Genomic DNA, 26832 nt, shown 5'->3' on the forward strand with positions numbered 1-26832 from the left:
ATGAGCAAGATCCTTATCCGCGGCGCGAAGGTCCTCGGCGGCGAGCCGCAGGACGTCCTGATCGACGGCGAGACCATCGCGGCGGTCGGCACCGGGCTCGACGCCGGCGACGCCACCGTGATCGAGGCGGCGGGCCAGGTCCTGCTGCCCGGCCTGGTCGACCTCCACACCCACCTGCGCGAGCCCGGCCGGGAGGACTCCGAGACGGTCCTGACCGGCACCAAGGCCGCAGCGGTCGGCGGCTTCACCGCCGTGCACGCCATGGCCAACACCTTCCCGGTCGCCGACACCGCCGGTGTCGTCGAGCAGGTCTGGCGGCTCGGCAAGGAGTCCGGCTACTGCGACGTGCAGCCCATCGGCGCCGTCACCGTCGGCCTGGAGGGCAAGCAGCTGGCCGAACTCGGCGCGATGCACGACTCGGCCGCCGGAGTGAAGGTCTTCTCCGACGACGGCAAGTGCGTCGACGACGCGGTGATCATGCGCCGCGCGCTGGAGTACGTGAAGGCGTTCGACGGAGTCGTCGCCCAGCACGCCCAGGAGCCCCGCCTGACCGAGGGCGCCCAGATGAACGAGGGCATCGTCTCGGCCGAGCTCGGCCTCGGCGGCTGGCCCGCCGTAGCCGAGGAGTCGATCATCGCCCGCGACGTCCTCCTCGCCGCGCACGTCGACTCCCGCGTCCACATCTGCCACCTCTCCACCGCAGGGTCCGTGGAGATCGTCCGCTGGGCCAAGTCCAAGGGGTGGAACGTCACCGCCGAGGTCACCCCGCACCACCTGCTCCTCACCGACGAGCTCGTACGGTCCTACGACCCGGTCTACAAGGTGAACCCGCCGCTGCGCACCGAGGCCGACGTCCTGGCCCTGCGTGCGGCGCTCGCGGACGGCACCATCGACTGCGTCGCCACCGACCACGCCCCGCACCCGCACGAGGACAAGGACTGCGAGTGGGCCGCGGCCGCCATGGGCATGGTGGGCCTGGAGACCGCGCTCTCGGTGGTCCAGCAGACGATGGTCGAGACCGGTCTGCTCGACTGGGCCGGCGTCGCCGACCGGATGTCCCTGCGCCCCGCCGCCATCGGCCGGCTCGACGGACACGGCCGGCCCGTCTCGGCGGGTGAGCCCGCCAACCTCACCCTGGTCGATCCGGCATACCGTGGAGTGGTTGACCCCGCGGGCTTCGCCTCCCGCAGCCGCAACACTCCGTACGAGGGGCGCGAGCTGCCGGGCCGAGTGACCCACACCTTCCTGCGGGGCCGTGCCACGGTCGTCGACGGGAAGCTCGCGTGACAACACTCAGCCCCACACATCAGCTGTACCAACTGGCCGCCGAGCAGAAGTCGGCGGACGTGACCGACTGGTCCGCCCGGATCAGCTGGGTGATCGGCCTGCTCGTCCTCATCGCGTTCGTCTACTGGCTGATGCGCCAGGGATGGAAGTGGCGCGGAAGCCTCCAGTCGGGCCTGTCCGACCTCGCCACCACCCCGGACGGATTCGCGGACGGCGAGAAGCTGCTCACCCTCACCGGGCGCTACCACGCCTCGACGACCGCGGGGCAGTGGCTCGACCGCATCGTCGCCCACGGCCTCGGCACCCGCAGCCGCGTCGAGCTGACCCTCACCGAACAGGGCCTGGACGTCGTACGGCCCGGCGCGGCGGACTTCTTCGTCCCCGCAGCCGACCTGCGCGAGGCCCGGATCGACAAGGCGCTCGCCGGCAAGGTCCTGCCCGAGGGCGGCCTGCTGATCATCACCTGGGCCCTCGGCGACGAGCTGATCGACTCCGGGTTCCGCTCGGACCGCTCGGCCGAACACCCCGCCTGGGTCGAGGCCGTCAACCACCTCACCAGCACTACGGAAGGCACCGCACGATGACGATCTCCACCCGGGGAGCCGCCAAAGCTCCCGCCGTACTCGTCCTGGAGGACGGCCGCGCCTTCCGCGGCCGCGCCTACGGGGCTGTGGGGGAGACCTTCGGCGAGGCGGTGTTCTCCACCGGCATGACCGGCTACCAGGAGACGCTGACCGACCCCTCGTACCACCGCCAGGTCGTCGTGATGACCGCCCCGCACGTCGGCAACACCGGTGTGAACGACGAGGACCCCGAGTCGAAGCGGATCTGGGTCGCCGGATACGTCGTCCGGGACCCCGCCCGCATCCCCTCGAACTGGCGCTCGCAGCGCTCGCTCGACGAGGAGCTCGCGGACCAGGGCGTCGTCGGCATCAGCGGCATCGACACCCGCGCCCTCACCCGCCACCTGCGCGAGCGCGGCGCGATGCGCGTCGGCATCTTCTCCGGCAGCGCGCTCGCCGACGAGGAGACGCTGCTCGCCAAGGTGCGCCAGGCACCCCAGATGAGCGGCGCCGACCTCTCCGCCGAGGTCGCCACCAAGGAGACGTACGTCGTCCCGGCGGTCGGCACCAAGCGGTTCACCGTCGCCGCGGTCGACCTCGGCATCAAGGGGATGACCCCGCACCGGATGGCCGAGCGCGGCATCGAGGTGCACGTCCTGCCCGCCACCGCCACGCTGGAGGAGGTGTACGCGGTGCAGCCCGACGGCGTCTTCTTCTCCAACGGCCCCGGCGACCCCTCCACCGCCGACCACCCGGTCTCCGTCATGCAGGGCGTCCTGGAGCGCAGGACCCCGCTCTTCGGCATCTGCTTCGGCAACCAGATCCTGGGCCGTGCGCTCGGCTTCGGCACCTACAAGCTGAAGTACGGCCACCGCGGCATCAACCAGCCCGTGCAGGACCGCTCGACCGGCAAGGTCGAGGTCACCGCGCACAACCACGGATTCGCCGTCGACGCCCCGCTGGACAAGGTCTCCGACACGGCCTACGGGCGCGCCGAGGTCTCCCACGTGTGCCTGAACGACCAGGTCGTCGAGGGACTCCAGCTCCTGGACCGGCCGGCCTTCAGCGTCCAGTACCACCCCGAAGCAGCCGCGGGCCCGCACGACGCCGCGTACCTCTTCGACCGCTTCGTATCCCTGATGGAGGGCCAGCGTGCCTAAGCGCTCCGATATCCAGTCCGTCCTGGTCATCGGCTCCGGTCCGATCGTCATCGGCCAGGCCGCCGAGTTCGACTACTCCGGCACCCAGGCGTGCCGTGTCCTCAAGGCCGAAGGCCTGCGCGTCATCCTGGTGAACTCCAACCCGGCGACGATCATGACCGACCCGGAGATCGCCGACGCCACCTACGTCGAGCCGATCACCCCCGAGTTCGTCGAGAAGATCATCGCCAAGGAGCGCCCCGACACGCTGCTCCCCACCCTGGGCGGCCAGACCGCACTGAACACCGCGATCTCCATGCACGAGAACGGTGTCCTGGAGAAGTACGGCGTCGAGCTCATCGGCGCCAACGTCGAGGCCATCAACAAGGGCGAGGACCGCGACCTCTTCAAGGGCGTCGTCGAGGCCGTCAAGGCGAAGATCGGCTACGGCGAGTCCGCCCGCTCGGTCATCTGCCACACGATGGACGACATCATCGAGGGCGTCGACACCCTCGGCGGCTACCCGGTCGTCGTCCGCCCCTCCTTCACCATGGGCGGCGCCGGCTCCGGCTTCGCCCACGACGAGGAGGAGCTGCGCCGCATCGCCGGACAGGGCCTCATGCTCTCCCCGACCACCGAGGTGCTCCTGGAGGAGTCCATCCTCGGGTGGAAGGAGTACGAGCTGGAGCTGATGCGCGACAAGAACGACAACGTCGTGGTCGTCTGCTCCATCGAGAACTTCGACCCGATGGGCGTCCACACGGGTGACTCGATCACCGTGGCTCCCTCGATGACGCTCACCGACCGCGAGTACCAGCGGCTGCGCGACATCGGCATCGCGATCATCCGCGAGGTCGGCGTCGACACCGGCGGCTGCAACATCCAGTTCGCCATCGACCCGGTCGACGGCCGCGTCATCGTGATCGAGATGAACCCGCGGGTCTCCCGCTCCTCGGCGCTGGCGTCGAAGGCCACCGGCTTCCCGATCGCCAAGATCGCCGCCAAGCTGGCCGTCGGCTACACGCTCGACGAGATCCCCAACGACATCACCGAGAAGACCCCGGCCTCCTTCGAGCCGACCCTCGACTACGTCGTGGTCAAGGCCCCGCGCTTCGCCTTCGAGAAGTTCCCCTCCGCCGACTCCACCCTCACCACCACCATGAAGTCGGTGGGCGAGGCCATGGCGATCGGCCGGAACTTCACCGAGGCGCTGCAGAAGGCCCTGCGCTCCCTGGAGAAGAAGGGCTCGCAGTTCGCCTTCACCGGCGAGCCCGGCGACAAGGCGGAGCTGCTGGCCGAGGCGGTCCGGCCGACCGACGGCCGGATCAACACCGTCATGCAGGCCATCCGGGCCGGCGCCACCCAGGAAGAGGTCTTCGAGTCCACGAAGATCGACCCCTGGTTCGTCGACCAGCTCTTCCTGATCAAGGAGATCGCCGACGAGCTGGCCGACGCCGACAAGCTCGTGCCCGAGCTGCTGGCGGACGCCAAGCGGCACGGCTTCTCGGACGTCCAGATCGCCGAGATCCGCGGTCTGCGCGAGGACGTCGTCCGCGAGGTCCGGCACGCGCTCGGCATCCGTCCGGTCTACAAGACGGTCGACACCTGCGCCGCCGAGTTCGCCGCGAAGACGCCGTACTTCTACTCCTCCTACGACGAGGAGAGCGAGGTCGCGCCCCGCACCAAGCCTGCGGTGATCATCCTCGGCTCCGGCCCCAACCGCATCGGCCAGGGCATCGAGTTCGACTACTCCTGCGTCCACGCCTCCTTCGCACTGAGCGACGCGGGCTACGAGACCGTGATGGTCAACTGCAACCCGGAGACGGTCTCCACGGACTACGACACCTCCGACCGCCTGTACTTCGAGCCGCTGACGCTCGAGGACGTGCTGGAGATCGTGCACGCCGAGTCCCTGGCCGGCCCGATCGCGGGTGTCATCGTCCAGCTGGGCGGCCAGACCCCGCTGGGCCTCGCGCAGGCCCTCAAGGACAACGGTGTGCCCGTCGTCGGCACCTCCCCGGAGGCCATCCACGCCGCCGAGGACCGCGGCGCCTTCGGCCGCGTCCTGGCCGAGGCGGGGCTGCCCGCCCCGAAGCACGGCACCGCGACCACCTTCGCCGAGGCCAAGGCCATCGCCGACGAGATCGGCTACCCCGTCCTCGTACGCCCGTCGTACGTGCTCGGCGGCCGCGGCATGGAGATCGTGTACGACGAGACCCGGCTCTCCTCGTACATCTCCGAGTCCACCGAGATCAGCCCCACCCGGCCGGTCCTGGTCGACCGCTTCCTCGACGACGCCATCGAGATCGACGTCGACGCGCTCTACGACGGCACCGAGCTCTACCTCGGCGGCGTCATGGAGCACATCGAGGAGGCCGGCATCCACTCCGGGGACTCCGCCTGCGCGCTGCCCCCGATCACCCTCGGCGGCTACGACATCAAGCGGCTGCGCGCCTCCACCGAGGGCATCGCCAAGGGCGTCGGCGTGCGCGGACTGATCAACATCCAGTTCGCGCTCTCCGGTGACATCCTCTACGTCCTGGAGGCCAACCCGCGCGCCTCGCGCACCGTCCCCTTCACCTCGAAGGCGACCGCGGTGCCGCTCGCCAAGGCCGCCGCCCGGATCTCGCTGGGCGCCACCGTCGCGGAGCTGCGCGAGGAGGGCCTGCTGCCGAGGCACGGCGACGGCGGCACGCTGCCGCTCGACGCGCCGATCTCCGTCAAGGAGGCCGTCATGCCGTGGTCGCGCTTCCGCGACATCCACGGCCGCGGCGTCGACACGGTCCTCGGCCCGGAGATGCGCTCCACCGGTGAGGTCATGGGCATCGACTCGGTCTTCGGCACGGCGTACGCCAAGTCGCAGGCCGGCGCGTACGGCCCGCTGCCCACCAAGGGCCGCGCCTTCATCTCGGTCGCCAACCGCGACAAGCGTTCGATGATCTTCCCGGCGCGGGAGCTGGTCGCCCACGGCTTCGAGCTGATGGCCACCTCCGGCACCGCCGAGGTGCTCAAGCGCAACGGCATCAACGCCACCGTCGTGCGCAAGCAGTCCGAGGGCGAGGGCCCGAACGGCGAGAAGACGATCGTCCAGCTGATCCACGACGGCGAGGTCGACCTCATCGTCAACACGCCGTACGGGACGGGCGGCCGGCTCGACGGCTACGAGATCCGCACCGCGGCCGTCGCCCGGTCCGTACCGTGCCTGACCACGGTCCAGGCGCTCGCCGCGGCGGTCCAGGGCATCGACGCCCTCAACCACGGGGACGTGGGCGTGCGCTCGCTCCAGGAACACGCGGAACATCTGACCGCGGCACGCGACTAGAGAAGCCAGCAGGGGGACACCGGAAACGGTGTCCCCCTCTTCATGAGGACACCGTGATGTACAAACTCTTCTTCCAGCTGGTCTTCAAGCGCATGGACCCGGAGCAGGCCCACTACGCGGCGTTCCGCTGGATCCGGCTGGCCGCCCGCACCCCCGTCCTGCGCACCTTCGTCGCCGCCGCGCTCGCTCCCCGCTACAAGGAACTGCGCACCGAGGCACTCGGCCTGCGGATGCACGGCCCCTTCGGCCTCGCCGCGGGCTTCGACAAGAACGCCGTGGCGATCGACGGCATGTCGATGCTCGGCTTCGACCACATCGAGATCGGCACGGTCACCGGCGAACCGCAGCCCGGCAACCCCAGGAAGCGGCTCTTCCGCCTCGTCGCCGACCGCGCCCTGATCAACCGCATGGGCTTCAACAACGAGGGCTCGGCCGCCGTCGCCGAGCGGCTGGCCGCCCGCGTGCCGGTCTTCCGGACCACGGTCGGCGTCAACATCGGCAAGACCAAGGTCGTGCCGGAGGCCGAGGCCGCCGCCGACTACGTGAAGTCCACCGAGCGGCTCGCCGCCCACGCCGACTACCTCGTCGTCAACGTCTCCTCGCCCAACACCCCGGTCTCCGCAACCTCCAGGCCACCGAGTCGCTGCGCCCGCTGCTGAGCGCCGTGCGCGAGGCGGCCGACCGCAGCGTCACCGGCCGCCGGGTCCCGCTGCTCGTCAAGATCGCTCCCGACCTCGCGGACGAGGACGTCGACGCGGTTGCCGACCTCGCGGTCGAGCTGGGTCTGGACGGCATCATCGCGACCAACACCACCATCGCCCGCGACACCCTGGGCCTGAAGTCCGCGCCGTCCCTGACCGAGGAGACCGGCGGCCTGTCCGGTGCGCCCCTCCAGGAGCGCTCCCTTGAGGTCCTGAGCCGCCTGTACGCCCGGGTGGGCGACCGGATCACCCTGGTGGGCGTCGGGGGCGTCGAGAACGCCGAGGACGCCTGGCAGCGCATCCTGGCCGGTGCCACGCTCGTGCAGGGCTACAGCGCCTTCATCTACGAGGGCCCGTTCTACGCCAGGGCGATCCACAAGGGCCTGGCCGCGCGCCTGGCCGCCTCCCCGTACCCCACCCTCGCCGACGCCGTCGGCGCGGAAACCCGGAAGGCAGCGAAATGACCCTGGAACCCTTCGGCGCACGTCTGCGGCGGGCCATGGACACCCGTGGTCCGCTCTGCGTCGGCATCGACCCGCACGGCTCCCTGCTCACCTCCTGGGGGCTGAACGACGACGTCGCGGGCCTGGAGCGCTTCACCCGTACGGTCGTCGAGGCACTGGCCGACCGGGTCGCGGTGCTCAAGCCGCAGTCCGCGTTCTTCGAGCGCTTCGGCTCGCGCGGCATCGCCGTCCTGGAGAAGGCCGTCGAGGAGGCCCGCGCGGCCGGTGCGCTCGTCCTGATGGACGCCAAGCGCGGCGACATCGGCTCCACCATGGGTGCCTACGCCGCGACCTACCTGGACAAGGACTCGCCGCTGTTCTCCGACGCGGTGACCGTCTCGCCGTACCTCGGCTTCGGCTCGCTGCGGCCGGCGCTCGACGCGGCCGCGGTCTCCGGCTCGGGCGTCTTCGTCCTCGCCCTCACCTCCAACCCGGAGGGCGCCGAGGTGCAGCGGGCGACGGCGGCCGACGGCCGTTCGCTGGCCCAGCTGATGCTCGACCACATGGCGGCCGAGAACGAGGGGGCCACCCCGCTCGGCTCGGTCGGCGCGGTGGTCGGGGCCACGCTCGGCGACGCGGGGGTGAACCTGGCGGTCAACGGCCCGCTGCTCGCCCCCGGCATCGGCGCCCAGGGTGCGACCCCGGCGGACCTGCCGGGGGTGTTCGGCGACGCGGTGCGCAACGTACTGCCCAGCGTCAGCCGGGGCGTGCTGCGCCACGGTCCGTCCGCATCAGGGCTGCGCGAAGCCGCCGAACGGTTCGCGGACGAGGTGCGCGCGGCCGTCTCGGACGGCTGACGATCCCACGTAACAGCGCGTTGACGTAATCCTGACCAAAAAACTCGGTTGTTATGCCAGGAATGTCCTGGTCGGCAAAGGCTGACCAGGACTTTTCGTCTGTTCTCGCTGACTCCGGCGGCCTTGGCCGCTAGTCTCCGTCGAGAGCCAACGCACACAGGTTGTTCGTTGCTCACCAGGTGAGGGGCGATCCCGTTGCCTCACCGGTCCGTATCCGACAGATCGACATCCGAGGTGACGTAGGCGTGGCTCTTCCGCCCCTTACCCCTGAACAGCGCGCAGCCGCGCTCGAAAAGGCCGCCGCGGCTCGCCGGGAGCGGGCCGAGGTCAAGAATCGACTCAAGCACTCCGGCGCCTCCCTCCATGAGGTCATCAAGTCGGGCCAGGAGAACGACGTCATCGGCAAGATGAAGGTCTCCGCCCTGCTGGAGTCCCTGCCCGGCGTGGGCAAGGTCCGCGCCAAGCAGATCATGGAGCGGCTCGGCATCTCCGAGAGCCGCCGTGTCCGGGGTCTTGGCTCCAACCAGATCGCATCCCTGGAGCGTGAGTTCGGCGGCAGCGCCGCCTGACGTTCTCAGGCACTCCTGAGAACCTGGATAATCGCCCCATGGCTGCAACATCCCGGGGGACGTCCCCCGTACCCCCGGACGTACGTCCGCGGCTGACCGTGCTCTCCGGCCCCTCGGGGGTCGGCAAGAGCACGGTCGTCGCGCATATGCGCAAGGTCCACCCCGAGGTGTGGCTCTCGGTGTCGGCGACGACCCGCAGGCCCCGCCCCGGTGAACGCAACGGTGTCCACTACTTCTTCGTCGACAACGAGGAGTTCGACAAGCTGATCGCCAACGGCGAGCTGCTGGAGTGGGCCGAGTTCGCCGGCAACCGCTACGGCACGCCGCGCCGGGCCGTGCAGGAGCGGCTGGAGGCCGGTGAGCCGGTGCTGCTGGAGATCGACCTCCAGGGCGCCCGGCTGGTCAGGCAGTCGATGGACGACGCCCAGCTGGTCTTCCTGGCACCGCCGAGCTGGGACGAGCTGGTCCGTCGGCTCACCGGCCGCGGGACCGAGGCGCCCGACGTGATCGAGCGTCGTCTCGGGGCGGCCAAGGTCGAACTGGCTGCCGAATCCGAGTTCGATACGACGCTTGTCAACACCTCCGTCGAGGATGTGGCACGTGAGCTGCTAGCCTTGATGCTGGAGGCTTCCGGCCACCGTGCCGACAGCGACTGAGCGTAGTAGCCGCGCAGTGGCGGCGATGACACGGCGACCGCACCACACAGCCCCTGACTGTCAAAGATTTCTTTGATCTTCACCCCCTTTCGGAAGGCAGAGCGTGTCCTCTTCCATCACCACGCCCGAGGGCATCATCAACCCGCCGATTGATGAGCTCCTCGAAGCAACCGACTCGAAGTACAGCCTCGTGATCTACGCCGCCAAGCGCGCGCGCCAGATCAACGCGTACTACTCGCAGCTCGGTGAGGGACTCCTCGAGTACGTCGGTCCGCTCGTCGACACGCATGTGCACGAGAAGCCGCTTTCGATCGCGCTCCGCGAGATCAACGCGGGCCTGCTCACCTCCGAGGCCATCGAGGGCCCCGCGCAGTAAGCAGGAAACGTACCTTCACCACAGGCCCGGCGGTCACCACCGCCGGGCCTGTGGTGTGTCCGGGGCGCCGGACCGGCGTCCGCGCCGGTGAGGCAGCATGGGTGCGTACGTATCCGAGTACGTACCCGAGTGCGGGGAGACGCAGTGGAGAAGCCGAAGGTCGTCCTGGGCGTCAGCGGGGGCATCGCCGCCTACAAGGCGTGCGAGCTGCTGCGGCGGCTGACCGAGTCCGGCCATGACGTACGGGTCGTACCGACCGAGGCGTCGCTCCACTTCGTCGGCGCGGCCACCTGGTCGGCGCTCTCCGGCCACCCGGTGTCCACCGAGGTCTGGAACGACGTCCACGAGGTCCCCCACGTGCGGATCGGACAGCACGCCGACCTCGTCGTCGTGGCCCCCGCCACCGCGGACATGCTCGCCAAGGCCGCTCACGGGCTGGCCGACGACCTGCTGACCAACACCCTGCTCACCGCCCGGTGTCCGGTCGTCTTCGCGCCCGCCATGCACACCGAGATGTGGGAGCACCCGGCCACCCAGGAGAACGTCGCCACCCTGCGCCGCCGGGGCGCCGTCGTCATCGAGCCCGCCGTCGGCCGGCTCACCGGGGTCGACACCGGCAAGGGCCGGCTGCCCGACCCGGCGGAGATCTTCGAGGTCTGCCGCCGGGTGCTGGCCCGCGGTCCGCTCGCCCCGGACCTGACCGGCCGCCACGTGGTGATCAGCGCGGGCGGCACCCGGGAGCCGCTCGACCCGGTCCGCTACCTCGGCAACCGCTCCTCCGGGAAGCAGGGGTACGCCCTCGCCCGCACCGCGGTCGCCCGCGGCGCGCGGGTCACGCTGGTGGAGGCCAACACCGGACTGCCCGACCCGTCCGGCGCGGACGTCGTCAGGGCCGGGACCGCGGTGCAGCTGCGCGAGGCCGTGCTCAAGGCGGCGCAGGACGCGGATGTCGTGGTGATGGCGGCGGCGGTCGCCGACTTCCGCCCGGCCGAGTACGCCACCGGGAAGATCAAGAAGAAGGACGGTCAGGAGCCCGCGCCGATCGCGCTCGTCCGCAACCCGGACATCCTGGCCGAGGTCGCCGCGCGGCGCGCCCGCCCGGAACAGATCGTCGTCGGATTCGCCGCCGAGACCGACAACGTCCTGGCCAACGGCCGCGACAAGCTCCGCCGCAAGGGCTGCGACCTCCTGGTGGTCAACGAGGTGGGGGAGCGCAAGACCTTCGGCTCGGAGGAGAACGAAGCGGTGGTGCTCGCCGCCGGCGGTGGCGAGACCCCGGTGCCGTACGGGCCCAAGGAGGCGCTCGCCGACACGGTCTGGGACCTCGTGTCGTCACGTCTTGGATGAATTTCTCGTGTCGTCGCCCGTGCGGTGCGACCCCCTGGAATACCGGCATCGGCGGCCTCCTCGGAAGCCGCCTGGGGCCATCCGGGCGATCGTGCCGCATGTCACAGAACTCCCAAAGGGCGAGACACGTTGTCCGACAGCCGGAGCCGACCGATAAACTGGTCCAGGACCGACCCGGGCGCAGCTCCCGGCCGTCCGCCCAATGATCAGCCAGCAGCCGCTGCAACCCCAGGGAGCGATGTGTCCCGCCGTCTCTTCACCTCGGAGTCCGTCACCGAGGGTCACCCCGACAAGATCGCTGACCAGATCAGCGACACCATTCTCGATGCACTGCTTCGCGAGGACCCGACGTCGCGTGTCGCCGTCGAGACCTTGATCACCACCGGGCAGGTGCATGTTGCGGGTGAGGTCACGACCAAGGCCTACGCCCCGATCGCCCAGCTGGTGCGCGACAAGATCCTGGAGATCGGCTACGACTCCTCCAAGAAGGGCTTCGACGGCGCCTCCTGCGGCGTCTCGGTGTCCATCGGCGCGCAGTCGCCCGACATCGCGCAGGGCGTCGACACCGCGTACGAGAAGCGGGTCGAGGGCGACGAGGACGAACTCGACAAGCAGGGCGCCGGCGACCAGGGCCTGATGTTCGGCTACGCCTGCGACGAGACGCCCGAGCTGATGCCGCTGCCGATCCACCTCGCGCACCGGCTGTCCCGCCGCCTCTCCGAGGTCCGCAAGAACGGGACCATCCCGTACCTGCGTCCCGACGGCAAGACCCAGGTCACCATCGAGTACGACGGCGACAAGGCCGTCCGCCTCGACACGGTCGTCGTCTCCTCGCAGCACGCCAGCGACATCGACCTCGACTCGCTCCTCGCGCCCGACATCCGCGAGTTCGTCGTCGAGCACGTGCTCGGGCAGCTGATCGAGGACGGCATCAAGCTGGACACCGAGGGCTACCGCCTGCTGGTCAACCCGACCGGACGTTTCGAGATCGGCGGCCCGATGGGCGACGCCGGTCTGACCGGCCGCAAGATCATCATCGACACCTACGGCGGCATGGCCCGGCACGGCGGCGGCGCCTTCTCCGGCAAGGACCCGTCGAAGGTGGACCGCTCGGCCGCGTACGCCATGCGCTGGGTCGCCAAGAACGTCGTCGCCGCGGGCCTCGCCGCCCGCTGCGAGGTGCAGGTCGCGTACGCGATCGGCAAGGCCGAGCCGGTGGGCCTGTTCGTGGAGACCTTCGGCACCGCGGTGATCGAGACCGAGAAGATCGAGCACGCCATCGGCGAGGTCTTCGACCTCCGCCCGGCCGCGATCATCCGCGACCTCGACCTGCTCCGCCCGATCTACGCCCAGACCGCCGCGTACGGCCACTTCGGCCGCGCGCTCCCCGACTTCACCTGGGAGCGCACGGACCGGGTGGACGCGCTGCGCAAGGCCGCGGGCCTGTAGGTCCGCCGCCTGCCTATGCGGTGGGCAGCTTCTCAGTGCGCCGGAGCCCGGACGCCTCATCGGCGTCCGGGCTCCGGCGTTCCGTCCGCCCGCAGCGGACCGGGCCGCCCGGCACCGGGGCGGCGGGAAATGCGGGCGCACGGCCGCAGGCGGGGCCCTACGATGGCGCTCTCCCGGTGCGAGGGCCGCGGATACTTCTGGAGCGGGGCGCGAGCCCCGTGTCGAAGGGAATCCCGCCGTGGCCCGCCTGATCTCGGGAGAGCCACATGTCCGGCGCCGCTGTCAGCGGCGTCTGGTAGGAATTTGGCTGTGAGCAGCGACGACAAGCGACCCGACGAGCCCGATGCCGGGGCACCGGAGCAGCTTGCGCTGATTCGGGAGACCGTCCGCAAGGCCGAGGTGCCGAGGGCCAAGCCGCGGACCTGGCGCGGGGCCACGCTCGCCAGGGAACTGCCCGTCGCCCGCGTCCTGGTGAACAAGGGCGCTCTCCATCTCGATCAGTACTTCGACTACGCCGTGCCCGAGGAGCTCGACGCCGACGCACGGCCCGGAGTGCGGGTGCGGGTGCGCTTCGGAGCCGGCGGGCGCAACGTCCGGGGCGGCCGGCGTGAGGGCGGCGGGCTGATCGACGGGTTCCTGGTCGAGCGGCTGGCCGAGTCCGACTACAACGGCGCCCTGGCCGCGCTCGCCTCCGTCGTCTCACCCGAACCGGTGCTCGGCCCCGAGCTGCTCGGCCTCGCCCGGGCCGTCGCCGACCGGTACGCGGGCAGCCTCGCGGACGTCCTGCAACTCGCGGTGCCGCCCAGGAACGCCCGGGCCGAATCCAAGCCGTCCCCCGAGCCGCTGCCGCCCCGCCGGCCCCCGCACCGGGCAGCTGGGAGCGGTACGGACAGGGCCCGGCGTTCCTGACCGCGCTGGCCGAGGGCGGTGCGCCCCGGGCCGTGTGGACCGCGCTGCCGGGCCCGCACTGGCCGCAGGAGATCGCCGGAGCCGTTGCCGCGACCCTCGCATCGGGGCGCGGTGCGCTGGTAGTCGTCCCCGACGGGCGGACCGCGGGGCGGGTGGACGCCGCGCTCCACGGGATTCTCGGCGAGGGCCGCCACGCACTGCTGACGGCCGGCTCGGGCCCCGAGAAGCGGTACCGGGAGTGGCTCGCCGTGCGGCGCGGGTCGGTCCGGGCGGTGGTGGGGACCCGGGCCGCGATGTTCGCCCCGGTCGCCGACCTCGGCCTGGTCGCGATCTGGGACGACGGGGACTCCAGCCACAGCGATGACAACGCCCCCTTCCCCCATGTCCGCGAGGTCCTGGAGCTGCGGGCCGCGCACAGCAGGTGCGGTTTCCTCCTCGGCGGTACGAACTGCACGGTGGAGGCGGCGCAGTTGGTGGAGAGCGGCTGGGCGCTGCCGCTGCGCGCCGACCGGGAGCAGACACGGATCGCGGCGCCGCTGGTGCGGACCGTCGGTGACGGCGAGCTCGCGCGGGACGGCGCCGCCCGGGCCGCCAGGCTGCCGAGCCTTGCCTGGCAGACCGTGCGGGACGGGCTGCGCAGCGGCCCGGTGCTGGTGCAGGTGCCGCGCCGTGGATACGCCCCGCGGCTGGCCTGCGAGCGCTGCCGGGAGCCGGCCCGGTGCCGGCACTGCGCGGGACCGCTGGAGGCGCCGGACCAGCAGGATCTGAACTGCGCCTGGTGCGGGCGGGCCGAGACGGCCTGGCACTGCGTCGCCTGCGGGGCCCGAAGGCTGCGCGCCCAGATCGTCGGTGCCCGGCGCACCGCGGAGGAACTGGGGCGGGCGTTTCCGGCCGTGCCGGTGCGGACCTCCGGCCGTGACCACGTGCTCGACTCGGTGCCGGACCAGCCCGCCCTGGTGGTCAGCACCCCGGGGGCCGAGCCGGTCGCCGAGGGAGGGTACGCGGCGGCTCTGCTGCTGGACGGCTGGGCGATGGTCGGCCGCCCCGACCTGCGGGCCGGGGAGGAGGCGCTGCGGCGCTGGACCGCCGCCGCCGCGCTGGTGCGGGGGCAGCCGGAGGGCGGCACGGTGGTGATCGTCGCCGAGCCCACGCTGCGGCCCGTGCAGGCCCTGGTGCGCTGGGACCCGGTCGGGCACGCGCGCCGCGAGCTGGCGGAACGCGCCGAACTGGGCTTCCCGCCGGTGTCCCGGATGGCGTCGGTGACCGGTGAGCCCCAGGCGCTCGCCGCGTTCCTGGCCGCCGCGGAGCTGCCGCCGGACGCGGAGGTGCTGGGCCCGGTGCCGGTGCCCGGCGGTGAGCCGGGACGGCCCCGCAGACCGTTCGACGCGCCGCCGGGGGAGACCTGGGAGCGGGCTCTGATCCGGGTGCGCCCGGGCAGCGGGGCGGCGCTGGCGGCCGCTCTGAAGGGGGCGCAGGCGGCTCGGATGTCCCGGGGCGGCGGGGGTGCGGTGCGGATTCGGGTGGATCCGCCGGACATCGGGTGACGGGGCGCGGGTGAGGCGGCGCCCGGTGACGGGTGCGACGGAGGGCGTGGGGGCGCCCGCCTGGCGCCTTGTCCGCAAGCTCCGGACGAGCTCCGGACGAGCTTGAGGGTGCGCGGGCCGCGTCAGGGTATGGGAGTGCCTGTCCCGGCGTGGTGCGGCGGGACAGGCACGGGGTGTCGCGTCAGCCGTTGCGCGGGCCAGGGAAGGCTCCGGGGCGCAGGTCCTCGCGCAGGGACGGGCGGTCCGCCGACGGCTGCGGCGGCATCGAGCGCGCGGCCGGGACGGCGGGCAGGGCGGGAGCGGCGGAGGACCCGGGGACCACCGGTACCGGACGCTGCGCCAGAGGCTCGGCGGCCTCGGCCGGCAACGGCTGCGGGGCGGCCCGCCGGGCGCCGTAGCGGCGGTGGACCGCCTGCTTGGTGACTCCGAGCGCGGAGCCCACCGCGTCCCAGGAGAAGCCCAGTGAACGGTCGAAGTCCACTGCCGCGGTCACCAGGGTCTCGACGCTGTCCCGCAGTTCCTGGGCCAGCCTGACGGTGGGGGCCGGGGCCCTGCCGTAGACGACGAAGCCCGCGGACGGGCCGGAGCGGCGCGGACGGTAGACGTTGCCCAGTTGGGCGGTGAGCGTGCGTAGTGCGTCCACCTGCCGCCGGACCCGCTCGATGTCCCGCACCAGAAGATGCAGGCTGGCCCGCGCTTGGGCGTCGTGGGTTGCGTGGTCGGCCATGAAGAAGCCTCTCGAACCGGCGTTGAAAGCGATCGGCCGCACCGTGGCGGCTCGCTTCGGTCAATCTCTCTTGACCAACGCCTCACCGGGGGATGTGGTCACGCTCCGGGGGCGTATACGCGTAGGCAAGGGGCGCGCAACCGTGCGTACGCCCCCCGGGTGCCGGACCCATAGACTTGTGCGTTGCTCGTCACCGTAACGTTTCGGCCTGAGAGGCAGTCAGCCACCCATGAAGCTCGTCTTCGCAGGCACCCCCGAGGTAGCCGTACCCGCACTTGACGCCCTGATCGCCTCCGACCGGCATGAGGTCGCCGCCGTCGTGACCCGGCCCGACGCACCAGCGGGGCGTGGCCGCCACCTGGTGGCCAGTCCCGTCGCCGAGCGGGCCGAGGAGGCCGGTATCGAGGTGCTCAAGCCGGCCAGACCACGGGACGAGGACTTCCTGGCGCGGCTGCGGGAGATCGCGCCGGACTGCTGCCCGGTCGTCGCCTACGGGGCACTGCTGCCCAGAACCGCGCTCGACGTGCCCGCCCGCGGCTGGGTCAACCTCCACTTCTCGCTGCTGCCCGCCTGGCGCGGCGCCGCACCCGTGCAGCACGCGGTCATGGCGGGCGACGAGGTGACGGGTGCCTCCACCTTCCTGATCGAGGAGGGGCTCGACTCGGGGCCCGTGTACGGCGTCCTCACGGAGGAGGTCCGCCCCACCGACACCAGCGGTGACCTGCTGACCCGGCTGGCCTTCGCCGGGGCCGGACTGCTCTCCGCCACCATGGACGGCATCGAGGACGGCACCCTGCACGCCGTGCGGCAGCCCGCCGAGGGGATCACCCTCGCGCCGAAGATCACCGTCGAGGACGCCCAGGTCCAGTGGTCGGCGCCCGCCCTGCGCGTCGACCGGGTGGTCCGCGGCTGCACCCCCGCCCCCGGAGCCTGGACGGTCTTCCGCGGGGAGCGGCTCAAGCTGATCCAGGCCGTGCCCACCCTGGACCGGACCGATCTGGCGCCCGGCGAACTGTCGGCGGGCAAGAACCACGTCCACGTGGGCACCGGATCGCACGCGATCGAACTGCTCTGGGTCCAGCCGCAGGGCAAGAAGCCGATGCGCGCGGCGGACTGGGCGCGCGGGGTGCGCATCGTCCCCGGCGAGCTCGTGGGCATCTAGGGCCTCTCGTTCGGGTCATGCCGGGCTCGCGTGCCCTGGCACCGCACCTCGCGGGTCCGGCCCGGCCCGGACGAAACCCGAGGCCCGTCCGGCGGACCGCAGGGCCGGGGCGGGGACGTAGGCTGGGTGGGTTCGCCCTCTCACCATCAGCGGAGCACCTTTCACGTGAACGACCAGCCGCGTCGCCGTCCCTCCACCCCGCACCGCCGCCCGCAGAAGGACCCGGTCCGGTTCCTTGCCTTCGAGGCCCTCCGGGCCGTCGACGAACGCGACGCGTACGCCAACCTCGTGCTTCCCCCGCTGCTGAAGAAGGCCCGTGCCAAGGGCGACTTCGACAACCGGGACGCGGCGCTGGCGACCGAGCTGGTCTACGGGACGCTGCGCCGGCAGGGCACGTACGACGCGATCGTCGCCGCCTGCATCGACCGGCCGCTGCGCGAGGTCGACCCGCCGGTCCTGGACGTGCTGAACATGGGCGTGCACCAACTGCTCGGCACCCGCATCCCGACCCACGCGGCGGTCTCCGCCAGTGTGGAGCTGGCCCGGGTGGTGCTGGGGGAGGGGCGCGCCAAGTTCGTCAACGCCGTGCTGCGCAAGGTGTCCGCAGACGACCTCGACGGCTGGGTCGCGCGGGTCGCGCCCTCGTACGAGGACGACGCCGAGGACCACCTCGCCGTCGTGCACTCGCACCCGCGGTGGGTCGTCTCCGCGCTCTGGGACGCGCTGGGCGGTGGCCGCGCCGGGATCGAGGACCTGCTGGAGGCCGACAACGAACGGCCCGAGGTCACCCTGGTCGCCCGGCCCGGCCGCTCCACCACCGAGGAGCTGCTGGAGGCCCTCGGCGAGGAGAACGGCCTGCCGGGCCGCTGGTCGCCCTATGCCGTGCGGATGGCGGAGGGCGGCGAGCCCGGAGCGCTGACCGCCGTGCAGGAGAGCCGGGCCGGTGTCCAGGACGAGGGCAGCCAGCTCGTCGCCGCCGCCCTGGCCAACGCCCCGCTGGAGGGGCGCGACACCCGCTGGCTCGACGGCTGCGCCGGCCCCGGCGGGAAGGCCGCCCTGCTGGCCGCCCTCGCGGCCGGACGCGGTGCCGCCCTGCTGGCCGCCGAGAAGCAGCCGCACCGGGCGCGCCTCGTCGAGCGCTCACTGGCCGGCAACCCCGGCCCGTACCAGGTGATCACCGCCGACGGCACCCGGCCGCCCTGGCAGCCCGACACCTTCGACCGGATCCTGATGGACGTCCCGTGCTCGGGACTCGGCGCGCTGCGCCGCCGGCCGGAATCCCGCTGGCGCCGCCGCAAGGAGGACCTGGAGAGCTTCGCGCCGCTGCAGCGCGGTCTGCTGCGCGAGGCGCTGAAGGCCGTACGGATCGGCGGCGTCGTCGGATACGCGACCTGCTCCCCGCACCTCGCGGAGACCCGGGTGGTCGTCGAGGACGTGCTCAAGGGCCGCGGCGGGGCGCCGGTCGAGGCCGAGTGGGTGGACGCGCGTCCGCTGATGCCCGGGGTGCCCGCCCTGGGCGACGGACCCGACGTACAGCTGTGGCCGCATCTGCACGGCACGGACGCGATGTACCTGGCCGTCCTGCGGCGTACCGGCTGATCACGCCGGTCAACGGCCCGGCCGTCCCCTGCGGGGGCGAAAAAGCCGGGAATGTGCGAACCGTAATGATCCCGTGAGGCTTTGGAGCGCACCGAAGCGGGGAAGTGCCGCAGAACATGGCAGGCTTGGCCCATGGCCCAGATCAACCCCAGCATTCTCTCCGCCGACTTCGCACGCCTCGCCGACGAGGCGAAGGCCGTCGAAGGCGCCGACTGGCTCCATGTCGATGTCATGGACAACCACTTCGTGCCCAATCTGACCCTCGGCGTTCCGATCGTGGAAGCGCTCAGCAGGGCCACGAGCACGCCGCTGGACTGCCACCTGATGATCGAGGACGCGGACCGCTGGGCCCCGCAGTACGTCGAGGCGGGGGCGGGTTCCGTCACCTTCCACGTGGAGGCCGCAGCCGCTCCCGTGCGGCTGGCGCGGGAGATCCGGGCCAAGGGCGCCCGCGCGTCCATGGCGCTGAAGCCGGCGACGCCCATCGAGCCGTACGAGGACCTGCTCCCCGAGCTCGACATGCTGCTGATCATGACGGTGGAGCCGGGCTTCGGGGGCCAGTCCTTCCTGGACATCATGCTGCCGAAGATCCGCCGCACCCGTGAGCTGATCTCCAGGCACGGTCTCGAACTGTGGCTCCAGGTAGACGGCGGGGTCTCCGAGTCCACCATCGAGCGGTGCGCCGACGCGGGCGCGGACGTCTTCGTCGCGGGCTCGGCGGTCTACGGCGCCAAGGACCCGGCCGAAGCGGTACGGGCCCTGCGGGCCAAGGCCGACGGAGCGATCGCCTCGGCGCAGTGGGCGTGCGGCCACTGACGCCGGCGACGGCTCAGGCAGCCGCTGCGGCCCCCGACCGCAGGTCGGCCCGGCCAAGGGCAGATGAACGCGGTCCGACGGGACCGGTCAAGGATCGCCGTATCTGACAGGATGAACGGCGTATCACGAGCGTGAACAGCAGTGAGGAGAACGCGGTGTCTGCAATGTCGGCGGGCCGGTCCGCCCTGCGGATGGGGCCCGCGGAGCTGGTGCAGGCGGCGGCCATGGCCCGCCGCTTCTACCTCGAGGGCAAATCCAAGATCCAGATCGCCGAGGAGTTCGGCGTCAGCCGCTTCAAGGTCGCCAGGGTCCTGGAGACGGCGCTGGAGCGTGACCTCGTACGGATCGAGATCCGGGTCCCCGCCGAGCTGGACGCCGAACGCTCCGACGCGCTCCGCGCCCGCTACGGGCTGCGTCACGCCGTCGTGGTCGAGTCCCCCGCGGAGGAGCAGGACGACGCCGCCGACCCGGAGAACCTGGGCGAGGTCGCGGCCGACCTGCTCGGCGAACTGGTGAACGAGGGCGATGTACTCGGGCTCGCCTGGGGCCGGTCCACGATCCACATGGCGGCGGCCCTCGACCGGCTGCCGCCGTGCACGGTCGTGCAGCTGACCGGGGTGTACGACGCGGGGACCGCCGAGCGCGGCTCGGTCGAGGCGGTCCGGCGGGCCGCCCAGGTGTCCGGCGGCGAGGCACACCCGATCTACGCGCCGATGCTGCTGCCCGACCCTGCCACGGCCGCCGCGCTGCGCCACCAGACCGGCATCGCCCGGGCCTTCGAGTACTTCGACAAGGTGACGGTCGCCGCGGTCTCCATCGGTTCCTGGGAGCCCGGCATCTCCACCGTCCACGACATGCTGTCCGACGAGGAGCGCGAGCACTACGCCTCGCTCGGGGTCGCCGCCGAGATGTCGGCGCACCTCTTCGACTCGGACGGCCGGCGGGTCGGCCGTGACCTGGGCGAGCGCTGCATCACGGTCGAGGCGGACCGGCTGCGCCGGATCCCCGAGGTGGTGGCGATCGCGGGCGGTCAGCGCAAGGCCGCGGCGATCGGCGCGGTGCTGCGGTCAGGACTGGTCACCAGCCTGGTGACGGACACCGCGGCGGCGGACTACCTGCTGACCGAGTCGGCCGCGCCGCGCAGGCCCGCACTGGAGCGGGCCGACCCGGACGGGGAGTGAGCCGAAACGGGAGGGTGCGGGCGGTGACACCGCCCGCACCCTCCCGTTTCCGGTGATTCCCGCGCACCGGTCAGTCCTGCCCGGTGCCGAGCACCGTCGCCTCCAGATACTGCTCCGGCTCCTTGTACTGACTGACGTCGGCCGGGTTGTACCGCGGTGTCTGCCGGGACCAGTCGAGATTGCCGCGCATCCAGCTCCGCATCCCGTCCAGATACGGCTCCAGCATCCAGGTGAGCTGCGGATATGCGGCCAGCAGCTCGTCCTGCGCGGTCAGGAAGCGCTCGGTCTCGGTGGTGATCTCCGCACAGACGTGGTCGAGCGACTGCTGCTTGCCGTAGCCGCGGTGGTGCCGGACCAGATGCACCAGGTTGTGGATCTCCCCGAGCACCTGCTCCTTCTCGTACGAGTACACGTCGTTGGCCCAGCAGACGACGTTGCACGAGGCCTCCAGCGCGGTGATGAACCTGGGGTCGTTGTGGATCGACTCGGGCGCCTCGATGCCGGCCACGATCTCTATCAGGTCCATGCAGACATGTATCGCACCCGTGTGGCGGCGCTTCTCGATGTACGTCGCCTCGGGCGGGACCACGCCGGCGGCCCGGTTGCCCGCCTCCCAGGTGGTGGTGGTCGTGAGGTACGTCATCAGGTGCCAGGCGAAGCGGCGCCGCCAGTGGGCCGCGGCGGTCGGTGTCGTGCGTTCCCACAGATCGGCGAGGGCGATCACCGCGGCCGGCAGTTCCTCCTGCTCCAGAGCCCCGGTGCCGGCGCCCTCGATCACGGACTGCATCAGAGCCACCACGTCCCGTACCCGGTCCGGGCTGCGGCCCAGGTGGCCGTCGTCCAGCTGGTCGTCGACGAGAAACAGCCAGACGAACCAGTCGGCGACGAGGTCCAGATTCTGACTGTCGGCGGTCGGGTACACCATGCCGACGAACGCGCCGAAGTCCGCCTGCTCGAAGCGTTCCCTGGCTGAATCCCGGTGCACCAGGCCGGTGTTGCGCGTCCAGCGGTCGAGATGTTCCCGTACGTGGCCGACGTGCGGGTTCGTCCGCTGGGGGAACGGGCAGTAAATGTCCGGAAGTTCGCTCTCCACGGGCGGGTCGTAGTCCTCTCCGGTCGTACGCGTGACGGAAGTTGTGACCGTTCCGCCTGTTCCTCCGGGGCGATGTGGTGACCCGCGGGACCTGCGGCTTTGAAGCTACCTGACCCCCTGTCACCAGGTCCAGGGAAGATGATCGCGAATGATCCGGGTGCCGTGCGGGTAGGGTCTGCGGGTAAGGCAGGTTCCACTTGCCCGGGACTCCCGATCCTGTTCCTCGGAGGAACGCACGAAGGCGGGAGTCATTTGCTGTGTCTTCGTGGAAACGACCTGCGCCATTTCGTATGAAAAAATGAGTGTTATGCGTTTTCTTGAGCCCGGCACCGGTCGATACACAGAGTCCCCCTCGGTCCCGTACGACCTCACGTACGACGATGTCTTCATGGTTCCGGGCCGGTCGGCGGTCGGATCCCGCCAGGGGGTCGACCTGTCCTCGCCCGACGGCACCGGCACCACCATCCCGCTCGTTGTCGCAAACATGACCGCCATCGCGGGCCGCCGGATGGCCGAAACGATCGCCCGCCGCGGCGGGCTCGTCGTCATCCCGCAGGACATCCCGATCGAGGTCGTCACCGAGGTCATCAGCTGGGTGAAGACGCGCCACCTGGTGCTCGACACGCCCATCGTGCTGGCGCCCGGCCAGACGGTCGCCGACGCCCTGTCCCTGCTGCCCAAGCGCGCCCACGGCGCCGGTGTCGTCGTCGACAGCGAGCGGCGCCCCGTCGGTGTGGTCACCGACCACGACCTGACCGGCGTCGACCGCTTCACCCAGCTCTCCGAGGTCATGACCAGGGACCTGGTGCTGCTGGACGCGGACATCGACCCGCGCGACGCCTTCAACAAGCTCGACGGCGCCAACCGCAAGCTCGCCCCCGCGGTCGACGCGCAGGGCCGTCTCGTCGGCATCCTCACCCGGAAGGCGGCACTGCGCGCGACTCTCTACACGCCCGCCACCGACGCGGGGGGCAGGCTGCGGATCGCCGCCGCCGTCGGGATCAACGGCGACGTCGCGGGCAAGGCCAAGCAGCTCCTGGACGCCGGCGCCGACACGCTGGTCGTCGACACCGCGCACGGCCACCAGGAGTCCATGATCGCCGCGGTCCGCGCGGTGCGGGCGCTGGACCCGCAGGTACCGATCGTCGCGGGCAACATCGTGGCCGCCGAGGGCGTGCGCGACCTCATCGAGGCCGGCGCGGACATCATCAAGGTCGGTGTCGGACCCGGCGCCATGTGCACCACCCGGATGATGACCGGCGTGGGGCGGCCGCAGTTCTCCGCCGTCCTGGAGTGCGCCGCGGAGGCGAAGAAGTACGGCAAGCACGTCTGGGCCGACGGCGGCGTCCGTCACCCCCGCGATGTCGCCATGGCTCTCGCCGCCGGCGCGTCCAACGTGATGATCGGTTCCTGGTTCGCCGGAACGTACGAGTCGCCCGGCGACCTCCAGCAGTCCGCCGACGGGCGCTTCTACAAGGAGTCCTTCGGCATGGCCTCGGCGCGCGCCGTGAAGAACCGCACGTCCGACGAGTCGGCGTACGACCGGGCCCGCAAGGCGCTCTTCGAGGAGGGCATCTCCACCTCGCGGATGTTCCTCGACCCGGCCCGCCCGGGCGTCGAGGACCTGGTCGACTCGATCATCGCGGGCGTCCGCTCCTCCTGCACCTACGCCGGTGCCGCCTCCCTCGCGGAGTTCACCGAGAAGGCGATCGTCGGCGTGCAGAGCGCCGCCGGTTACGCGGAGGGCAAGCCGCTGCACGCCAGCTGGAGTTGATCCCGCCGCACCGCACCGTCCGTGCCCCTTCCGGCCGTTCGCGCCGGGAGGGGCACCGGTGTTTTCGGGGGTTCGCGGGGGCCCGGCCGGTGTCCGGATCATGATGCCTGTGAAGGCTTTCACGCTTTCCAACTCTGTTGAAGATTAAGTAATATGAATCCCAGTCAGCTGCCCGCCTCTCTGCGGTAAGGGATCTCATGTCCTTCTTCACCGACCTGGCCCATCAGTACATCGACGGAGAGTGGAGGCCGGGCAAGGGGTCCTGGGACATCATCGACTTCAACCCCTTCGACGGAGAGAAGCTCGCCTCGATCACGGTCGCCACGGCCGACGAGGTGGACCAGGCCTACCGGGCGGCGGAGACCGCTCAGCAGGCCTGGGGCGACACCAACGCGTACGCCCGGCGTGCCGTGCTGGAGAAGGCGCTGCGGATCGTGGAGGAGCGCGAGGGCGAGATCGGTGACGCGATCGTCGCGGAGCTGGGCGGCACACGCCTGAAGGCGGCCTTCGAGCTGCACCTGGCCAAGGAGTTCCTGCGCGAGGCGATCCAGCTCGCGCTGCGGTCCACCGGGCAGATCCTCCCCTCGCCGACAGAGGGCAAGGAGAACCGGGTCTACCGGGTCCCCGTCGGCGTGGTGGGCGTTATCAGCCCCTTCAACTTCCCCTTCCTGCTGTCGCTGAAGTCGGTCGCCCCCGCCCTGGCGCTGGGGAACGCCGTGGTGCTCAAGCCGCACCAGAACACCCCGATCTGCGGCGGCACCCTGGTGGCCAAGGTGTTCGAGGACGCCGGGCTGCCCGCCGGGCTCCTGAACGTGGTGGTCACCGACATCGCCGAGATCGGTGACGCGCTGCTGGAGCACCCCATACCGCAGGTCATCTCCTTCACGGGTTCGGACAAGGTCGGACGGCACGTCGCGACCGTGTGCGCTTCCCACCTGAAGCGTTCCGTGCTCGAACTCGGCGGCAACAGCGCGCTCATCGTGCTCGACGACGCCGACGTGGACTACGCGGTCGACGCGGCGGTCTTCAGCCGTTACGTGCACCAGGGGCAGGTCTGCATGGCCGCCAACCGGATTCTGGTGGACCGCGCGGTGGAGCGGGAGTTCACCGAGAAGTTCGTGGCCAAGGTCGCCTCGCTGCGGGTCGGTGACCCGGCCGACCCCGCGACCCAGATCGGTCCGCTGATCAACGCCACCCAGGCCGAGGCGATCGCCGCCCTCGTCGACCAGACCGTCGAGGCGGGCGCTACCGCGCTGCTGCACGGACAGGTCGACGGAAACCTGGTCGGCCCCTCCGTCCTGACCGGCCTGGCCGCCGACTCGCCGGTCCTCTCCCAGGAGATATTCGGCCCGGTCGCGCTCCTCGTGCCGTTCGACGGCGAGGACGAGGCGGTCCGGATCGCCAACGACACCCCCTACGGGCTGAGCGGCGCCGTGCACACCTGCAACGTCGAGCGCGGGGTCCGGGTCGGACAGCGCATCCGCACCGGCATGATCCACATCAACGACGGCACGGTCCACGACGAGCCCATCGTCCCCTTCGGCGGCGAGAAGAGCTCCGGGCTCGGACGGCTGAACGGCGACTCGATGCTCGACGCCTTCACCACCCAGAAGTGGATCTCCGTGCAGCACGGGCGCTCGCAGTTCCCCTTCTGACCCCGCTCGACCTGCGGTGAGCACGCCCTGCGGGGCGGCCCCATGGTCTACTTCGGGGGCGGCACCGCCGCCCCCGAAGCAGCCCTGCCCGCCCTCGCCACCGCAGAGAAGTGACCCGTACGAAGTGCGACTGAACGACCTCGACGAACGCATCGTCCACGCCCTCGCCGAAGATGCCCGCCGCTCCTACGCCGACATCGGCTCGATCATCGGCCTGTCCGCGCCCGCGGTGAAGCGCCGGGTGGACAGGCTGCGCGCCGAGGGCGCGATCACCGGGTTCACCGTGCGGGTGGACCCGGCGGCGCTCGGCTGGGAGACCGAGGGGTTCATCGAGATCTACTGCAGCCGCAACACCTCGCCGGAGTCGATCAAGCACGGGCTCGCCCGGTACCCGGAGGTCGCGTCGGCGTCCACGGTGACCGGCGACGCCGACGCGATCGTCCAGGTGTTCGCCGCGGACATGCGGCACTTCGAGCAGGTACTGGAACGGATCGCGGGCGAGCCGTACGTCGAGCGGACGAAGTCCGTGCTGGTGCTCTCGCCGCTGTTGCGGCGGTATTCGTCGGGGTCGCCGGGGTAGCGAGCGGCGCCGTCGCCGCGGCTTGTGCCTTCGCGGGCGGGCGCCGGCGGGACGGGTGGGTCCTGGAGACCTGGATCACCTTGTTGACCTGCGGTGACCTCAGGCGCAACGAATCTTCGCGAGCGGCCTGACCGGCGCAACGGATCGACGGTCGGTGCGCAACGGTCGCGCCTTGTCCGGGGGGAATCGCGGACCGTACCGTCAATACGTCCCCGCCCCGCCCGCCCCGCCCGAGGTCAGCCATGCCGCCGTTGCGCACCGCCCTGCTCCAGAGCTCCGGACGTCCGGGCTCGGTGGCCCGGAACATCGAGGTGCTCGACGCTGCCGCAGGTCGCGCCGCCGCGGCCGGGGCCCGACTGCTCGTCTGCCCCGAGATGTTCCTGACCGGGTACGCCATCGGGGACGACGTACCCCGGCTGGCCGAGGCCGCCGACGGGCCCGCCGCACAGGCCGTCGCCGCGATCGCGGCCCGGCACGGGCTCGCGGTGCACTACGGCTACCCGGAGCGCGACGGCGAGCGGATCTTCAACGCCGCCCAGCTCATCGGGCCGGACGGTGTGGCGCTGGCCAACTACCGAAAGACCCATCTCTTCGGCGGTTTCGAACAGCAGTGGTTCACCCCCGGCGAGCAGCCGGTCGTCCAGGCCGAGCTGGACGGCGTGCGCATCGGGCTCATGATCTGTTACGACGTCGAATTCCCGGAGAACGTACGGGCGCACGCCCTCGCCGGCACCGATCTGCTGCTGGTGCCGACCGCGCAGATGCACCCCTTCGAGTTCGTCGCGGAGTCCGTCGTCCCGGTCCGCGCCTTCGAGAGCCAGCTGTACATCGCCTACGTCAACCGGACCGGACCGGAAGGCGAGTTCGAGTTCGTCGGGCTCAGCTGCCTGGCCGGCCCCGACGGCACGGTCCGCACCCGTGCCGGGCGCGGTGAGGAACTCGTCCTCGGTGACGTCGACCCCGCCCTGCTGACCGGATCCCGGGCCGCCAACCCGTATCTGCGCGACCGCCGCCCCGGCCTGTACGGCTCCCTCGTCTGAGCCCGCCGCACCGCTCACCCCCTTTTCCCGCAAGGAGTCCGTA

20 protein-coding genes and 2 pseudogenes are annotated in these 26832 nt (G+C 71.3%); 20 read left to right on the forward strand and 2 right to left on the reverse strand.

The genetic code is table 11. The annotated features are described in order from the left end of the window. From LNW71_RS28430 to LNW71_RS28485, 12 genes and pseudogenes are all read left to right on the forward strand, one after another. Positions 1–1287, forward strand: coding sequence for a dihydroorotase (locus LNW71_RS28430; protein ID WP_250970811.1), 1287 nt, complete (start codon positions 1–3; stop codon positions 1285–1287). Further along, positions 1284–1871: a hypothetical protein gene (locus LNW71_RS28435; protein ID WP_250970812.1), complete on the forward strand. Its 588-nt coding sequence runs from the start codon at positions 1284–1286 to the stop codon at positions 1869–1871. The genes LNW71_RS28430 and LNW71_RS28435 overlap by 4 nt, the downstream gene beginning before the upstream one ends. After that, a complete protein-coding gene (gene carA / locus LNW71_RS28440) occupies positions 1868–3010 on the forward strand; it encodes a glutamine-hydrolyzing carbamoyl-phosphate synthase small subunit (RefSeq protein ID WP_250970813.1) in 1143 nt (380 codons plus the stop codon). The genes LNW71_RS28435 and carA overlap by 4 nt, the downstream gene beginning before the upstream one ends. After that, positions 3003–6311, forward strand: a complete 3309-nt coding sequence (gene carB, locus LNW71_RS28445) for a carbamoyl-phosphate synthase large subunit (RefSeq protein ID WP_250970814.1) — start codon at positions 3003–3005, stop codon at positions 6309–6311. Before carA ends, carB begins: the two co-directional genes overlap by 8 nt. A gap of 56 nt (positions 6312–6367) precedes the next feature. Continuing rightward, positions 6368–7476: pseudogene (locus tag LNW71_RS28450) on the forward strand (quinone-dependent dihydroorotate dehydrogenase). Further along, on the forward strand, positions 7473–8312 hold the full coding sequence (gene pyrF / locus LNW71_RS28455; RefSeq protein ID WP_250970815.1) for an orotidine-5'-phosphate decarboxylase: 840 nt from the start codon (positions 7473–7475) through the stop codon (positions 8310–8312). Before LNW71_RS28450 ends, pyrF begins: the two are co-directional and overlap by 4 nt. Before the next feature lie 245 nt (positions 8313–8557). Continuing rightward, positions 8558–8881, forward strand: a complete 324-nt coding sequence (locus LNW71_RS28460) for an integration host factor (protein WP_018524251.1) — start codon at positions 8558–8560, stop codon at positions 8879–8881. A gap of 38 nt (positions 8882–8919) precedes the next feature. After that, a complete protein-coding gene (gmk, locus tag LNW71_RS28465; RefSeq protein ID WP_250970816.1) occupies positions 8920–9537 on the forward strand; it encodes a guanylate kinase in 618 nt (205 codons plus the stop codon). Positions 9538–9640: 103 nt separating this feature from the next. After that, entirely contained in the window at positions 9641–9913 is a 273-nt protein-coding gene (gene rpoZ / locus LNW71_RS28470; RefSeq protein ID WP_003970369.1) for a DNA-directed RNA polymerase subunit omega, read from the forward strand. Between the two features lie 144 nt (positions 9914–10057). After that, positions 10058–11260, forward strand: a complete 1203-nt coding sequence (gene coaBC / locus LNW71_RS28475) for a bifunctional phosphopantothenoylcysteine decarboxylase/phosphopantothenate--cysteine ligase CoaBC (protein ID WP_250970817.1) — start codon at positions 10058–10060, stop codon at positions 11258–11260. Positions 11261–11500: 240 nt separating this feature from the next. Next, a complete protein-coding gene (gene metK / locus LNW71_RS28480) occupies positions 11501–12709 on the forward strand; it encodes a methionine adenosyltransferase (RefSeq protein ID WP_250970818.1) in 1209 nt (402 codons plus the stop codon). A gap of 309 nt (positions 12710–13018) precedes the next feature. Beyond that, positions 13019–15162 (forward strand): annotated as a pseudogene (locus LNW71_RS28485) (primosomal protein N'). Between the two features lie 181 nt (positions 15163–15343). Here LNW71_RS28485 and LNW71_RS28490 read toward each other — a convergent pair. Then, the gene (locus LNW71_RS28490) at positions 15344–15889 is read right to left on the reverse strand and encodes a hypothetical protein (protein WP_250970819.1); all 546 of its coding nucleotides are present in this window, start codon (positions 15887–15889) and stop codon (positions 15344–15346) included. Between the two features lie 229 nt (positions 15890–16118). Here LNW71_RS28490 and fmt point away from each other — a divergent pair, with 229 nt between their 5' ends. The 4 genes from fmt (at position 16119) to LNW71_RS28510 (ending at position 20647) form a co-directional block, all read left to right on the forward strand. Next, complete coding sequence (gene fmt / locus LNW71_RS28495) at positions 16119–17051, forward strand: methionyl-tRNA formyltransferase (protein WP_250970820.1); 933 nt, start codon at positions 16119–16121, stop codon at positions 17049–17051. 165 nt (positions 17052–17216) lie between these two features. After that, positions 17217–18650: a transcription antitermination factor NusB gene (locus tag LNW71_RS28500; RefSeq protein ID WP_250970821.1), complete on the forward strand. Its 1434-nt coding sequence runs from the start codon at positions 17217–17219 to the stop codon at positions 18648–18650. Positions 18651–18782: 132 nt separating this feature from the next. Further along, positions 18783–19466, forward strand: a complete 684-nt coding sequence (gene rpe, locus LNW71_RS28505; protein ID WP_250970822.1) for a ribulose-phosphate 3-epimerase — start codon at positions 18783–18785, stop codon at positions 19464–19466. Positions 19467–19630: 164 nt separating this feature from the next. After that, entirely contained in the window at positions 19631–20647 is a 1017-nt protein-coding gene (locus LNW71_RS28510; protein ID WP_250972176.1) for a sugar-binding domain-containing protein, read from the forward strand. Positions 20648–20717: 70 nt separating this feature from the next. Here LNW71_RS28510 and LNW71_RS28515 read toward each other — a convergent pair whose 3' ends face one another. After that, positions 20718–21740, reverse strand: coding sequence for a terpene cyclase (locus LNW71_RS28515; RefSeq protein ID WP_250970823.1), 1023 nt, complete (start codon positions 21738–21740; stop codon positions 20718–20720). 307 nt (positions 21741–22047) lie between these two features. Here LNW71_RS28515 and LNW71_RS28520 point away from each other — a divergent pair, with 307 nt between their 5' ends. The 4 genes from LNW71_RS28520 (at position 22048) to LNW71_RS28535 (ending at position 26789) form a co-directional block, all read left to right on the forward strand. Further along, on the forward strand, positions 22048–23514 hold the full coding sequence (locus tag LNW71_RS28520) for a GuaB1 family IMP dehydrogenase-related protein (RefSeq protein WP_250970824.1): 1467 nt from the start codon (positions 22048–22050) through the stop codon (positions 23512–23514). A 197-nt stretch (positions 23515–23711) separates the two neighbouring features. Next, positions 23712–25169: an aldehyde dehydrogenase family protein gene (locus LNW71_RS28525; protein WP_250970825.1), complete on the forward strand. Its 1458-nt coding sequence runs from the start codon at positions 23712–23714 to the stop codon at positions 25167–25169. Positions 25170–25293: 124 nt separating this feature from the next. Then, positions 25294–25749 (forward strand): Lrp/AsnC family transcriptional regulator, encoded by a 456-nt coding sequence (locus LNW71_RS28530; protein ID WP_123469724.1) that lies wholly within the window; start codon positions 25294–25296, stop codon positions 25747–25749. A 242-nt stretch (positions 25750–25991) separates the two neighbouring features. Next, positions 25992–26789, forward strand: a complete 798-nt coding sequence (locus tag LNW71_RS28535) for a carbon-nitrogen hydrolase family protein (RefSeq protein ID WP_250970826.1) — start codon at positions 25992–25994, stop codon at positions 26787–26789. Positions 26790–26832 lie beyond the last annotated feature (43 nt).

Origin of the sequence: Streptomyces sp. RKAG290 (assembly GCF_023701695.1) — a bacterium.
GTDB lineage: Bacteria > Actinomycetota > Actinomycetes > Streptomycetales > Streptomycetaceae > Streptomyces.

Excerpts from the sequence above, each read along its gene's own strand:
- LNW71_RS28520 (WP_250970824.1), top strand. The coding sequence starts at position 22,048 with ATGCGTTTTCTTGAGCCCGGCACCGGTCGATACACAGAGTCCCCCTCG.
- LNW71_RS28490 (WP_250970819.1), bottom strand. The coding sequence starts at position 15,889 with ATGGCCGACCACGCAACCCACGACGCCCAAGCGCGGGCCAGCCTGCAT.
- gmk (WP_250970816.1), top strand. The coding sequence starts at position 8,920 with ATGGCTGCAACATCCCGGGGGACGTCCCCCGTACCCCCGGACGTACGT.
- rpe (WP_250970822.1), top strand. The coding sequence starts at position 18,783 with ATGGCCCAGATCAACCCCAGCATTCTCTCCGCCGACTTCGCACGCCTC.
- LNW71_RS28430 (WP_250970811.1), top strand. The coding sequence starts at position 1 with ATGAGCAAGATCCTTATCCGCGGCGCGAAGGTCCTCGGCGGCGAGCCG.
- LNW71_RS28510 (WP_250972176.1), top strand. The coding sequence starts at position 19,631 with ATGTCGGCGGGCCGGTCCGCCCTGCGGATGGGGCCCGCGGAGCTGGTG.
- LNW71_RS28525 (WP_250970825.1), top strand. The coding sequence starts at position 23,712 with ATGTCCTTCTTCACCGACCTGGCCCATCAGTACATCGACGGAGAGTGG.
- carA (WP_250970813.1), top strand. The coding sequence starts at position 1,868 with ATGACGATCTCCACCCGGGGAGCCGCCAAAGCTCCCGCCGTACTCGTC.
- pyrF (WP_250970815.1), top strand. The coding sequence starts at position 7,473 with ATGACCCTGGAACCCTTCGGCGCACGTCTGCGGCGGGCCATGGACACC.
- fmt (WP_250970820.1), top strand. The coding sequence starts at position 16,119 with ATGAAGCTCGTCTTCGCAGGCACCCCCGAGGTAGCCGTACCCGCACTT.
- LNW71_RS28535 (WP_250970826.1), top strand. The coding sequence starts at position 25,992 with ATGCCGCCGTTGCGCACCGCCCTGCTCCAGAGCTCCGGACGTCCGGGC.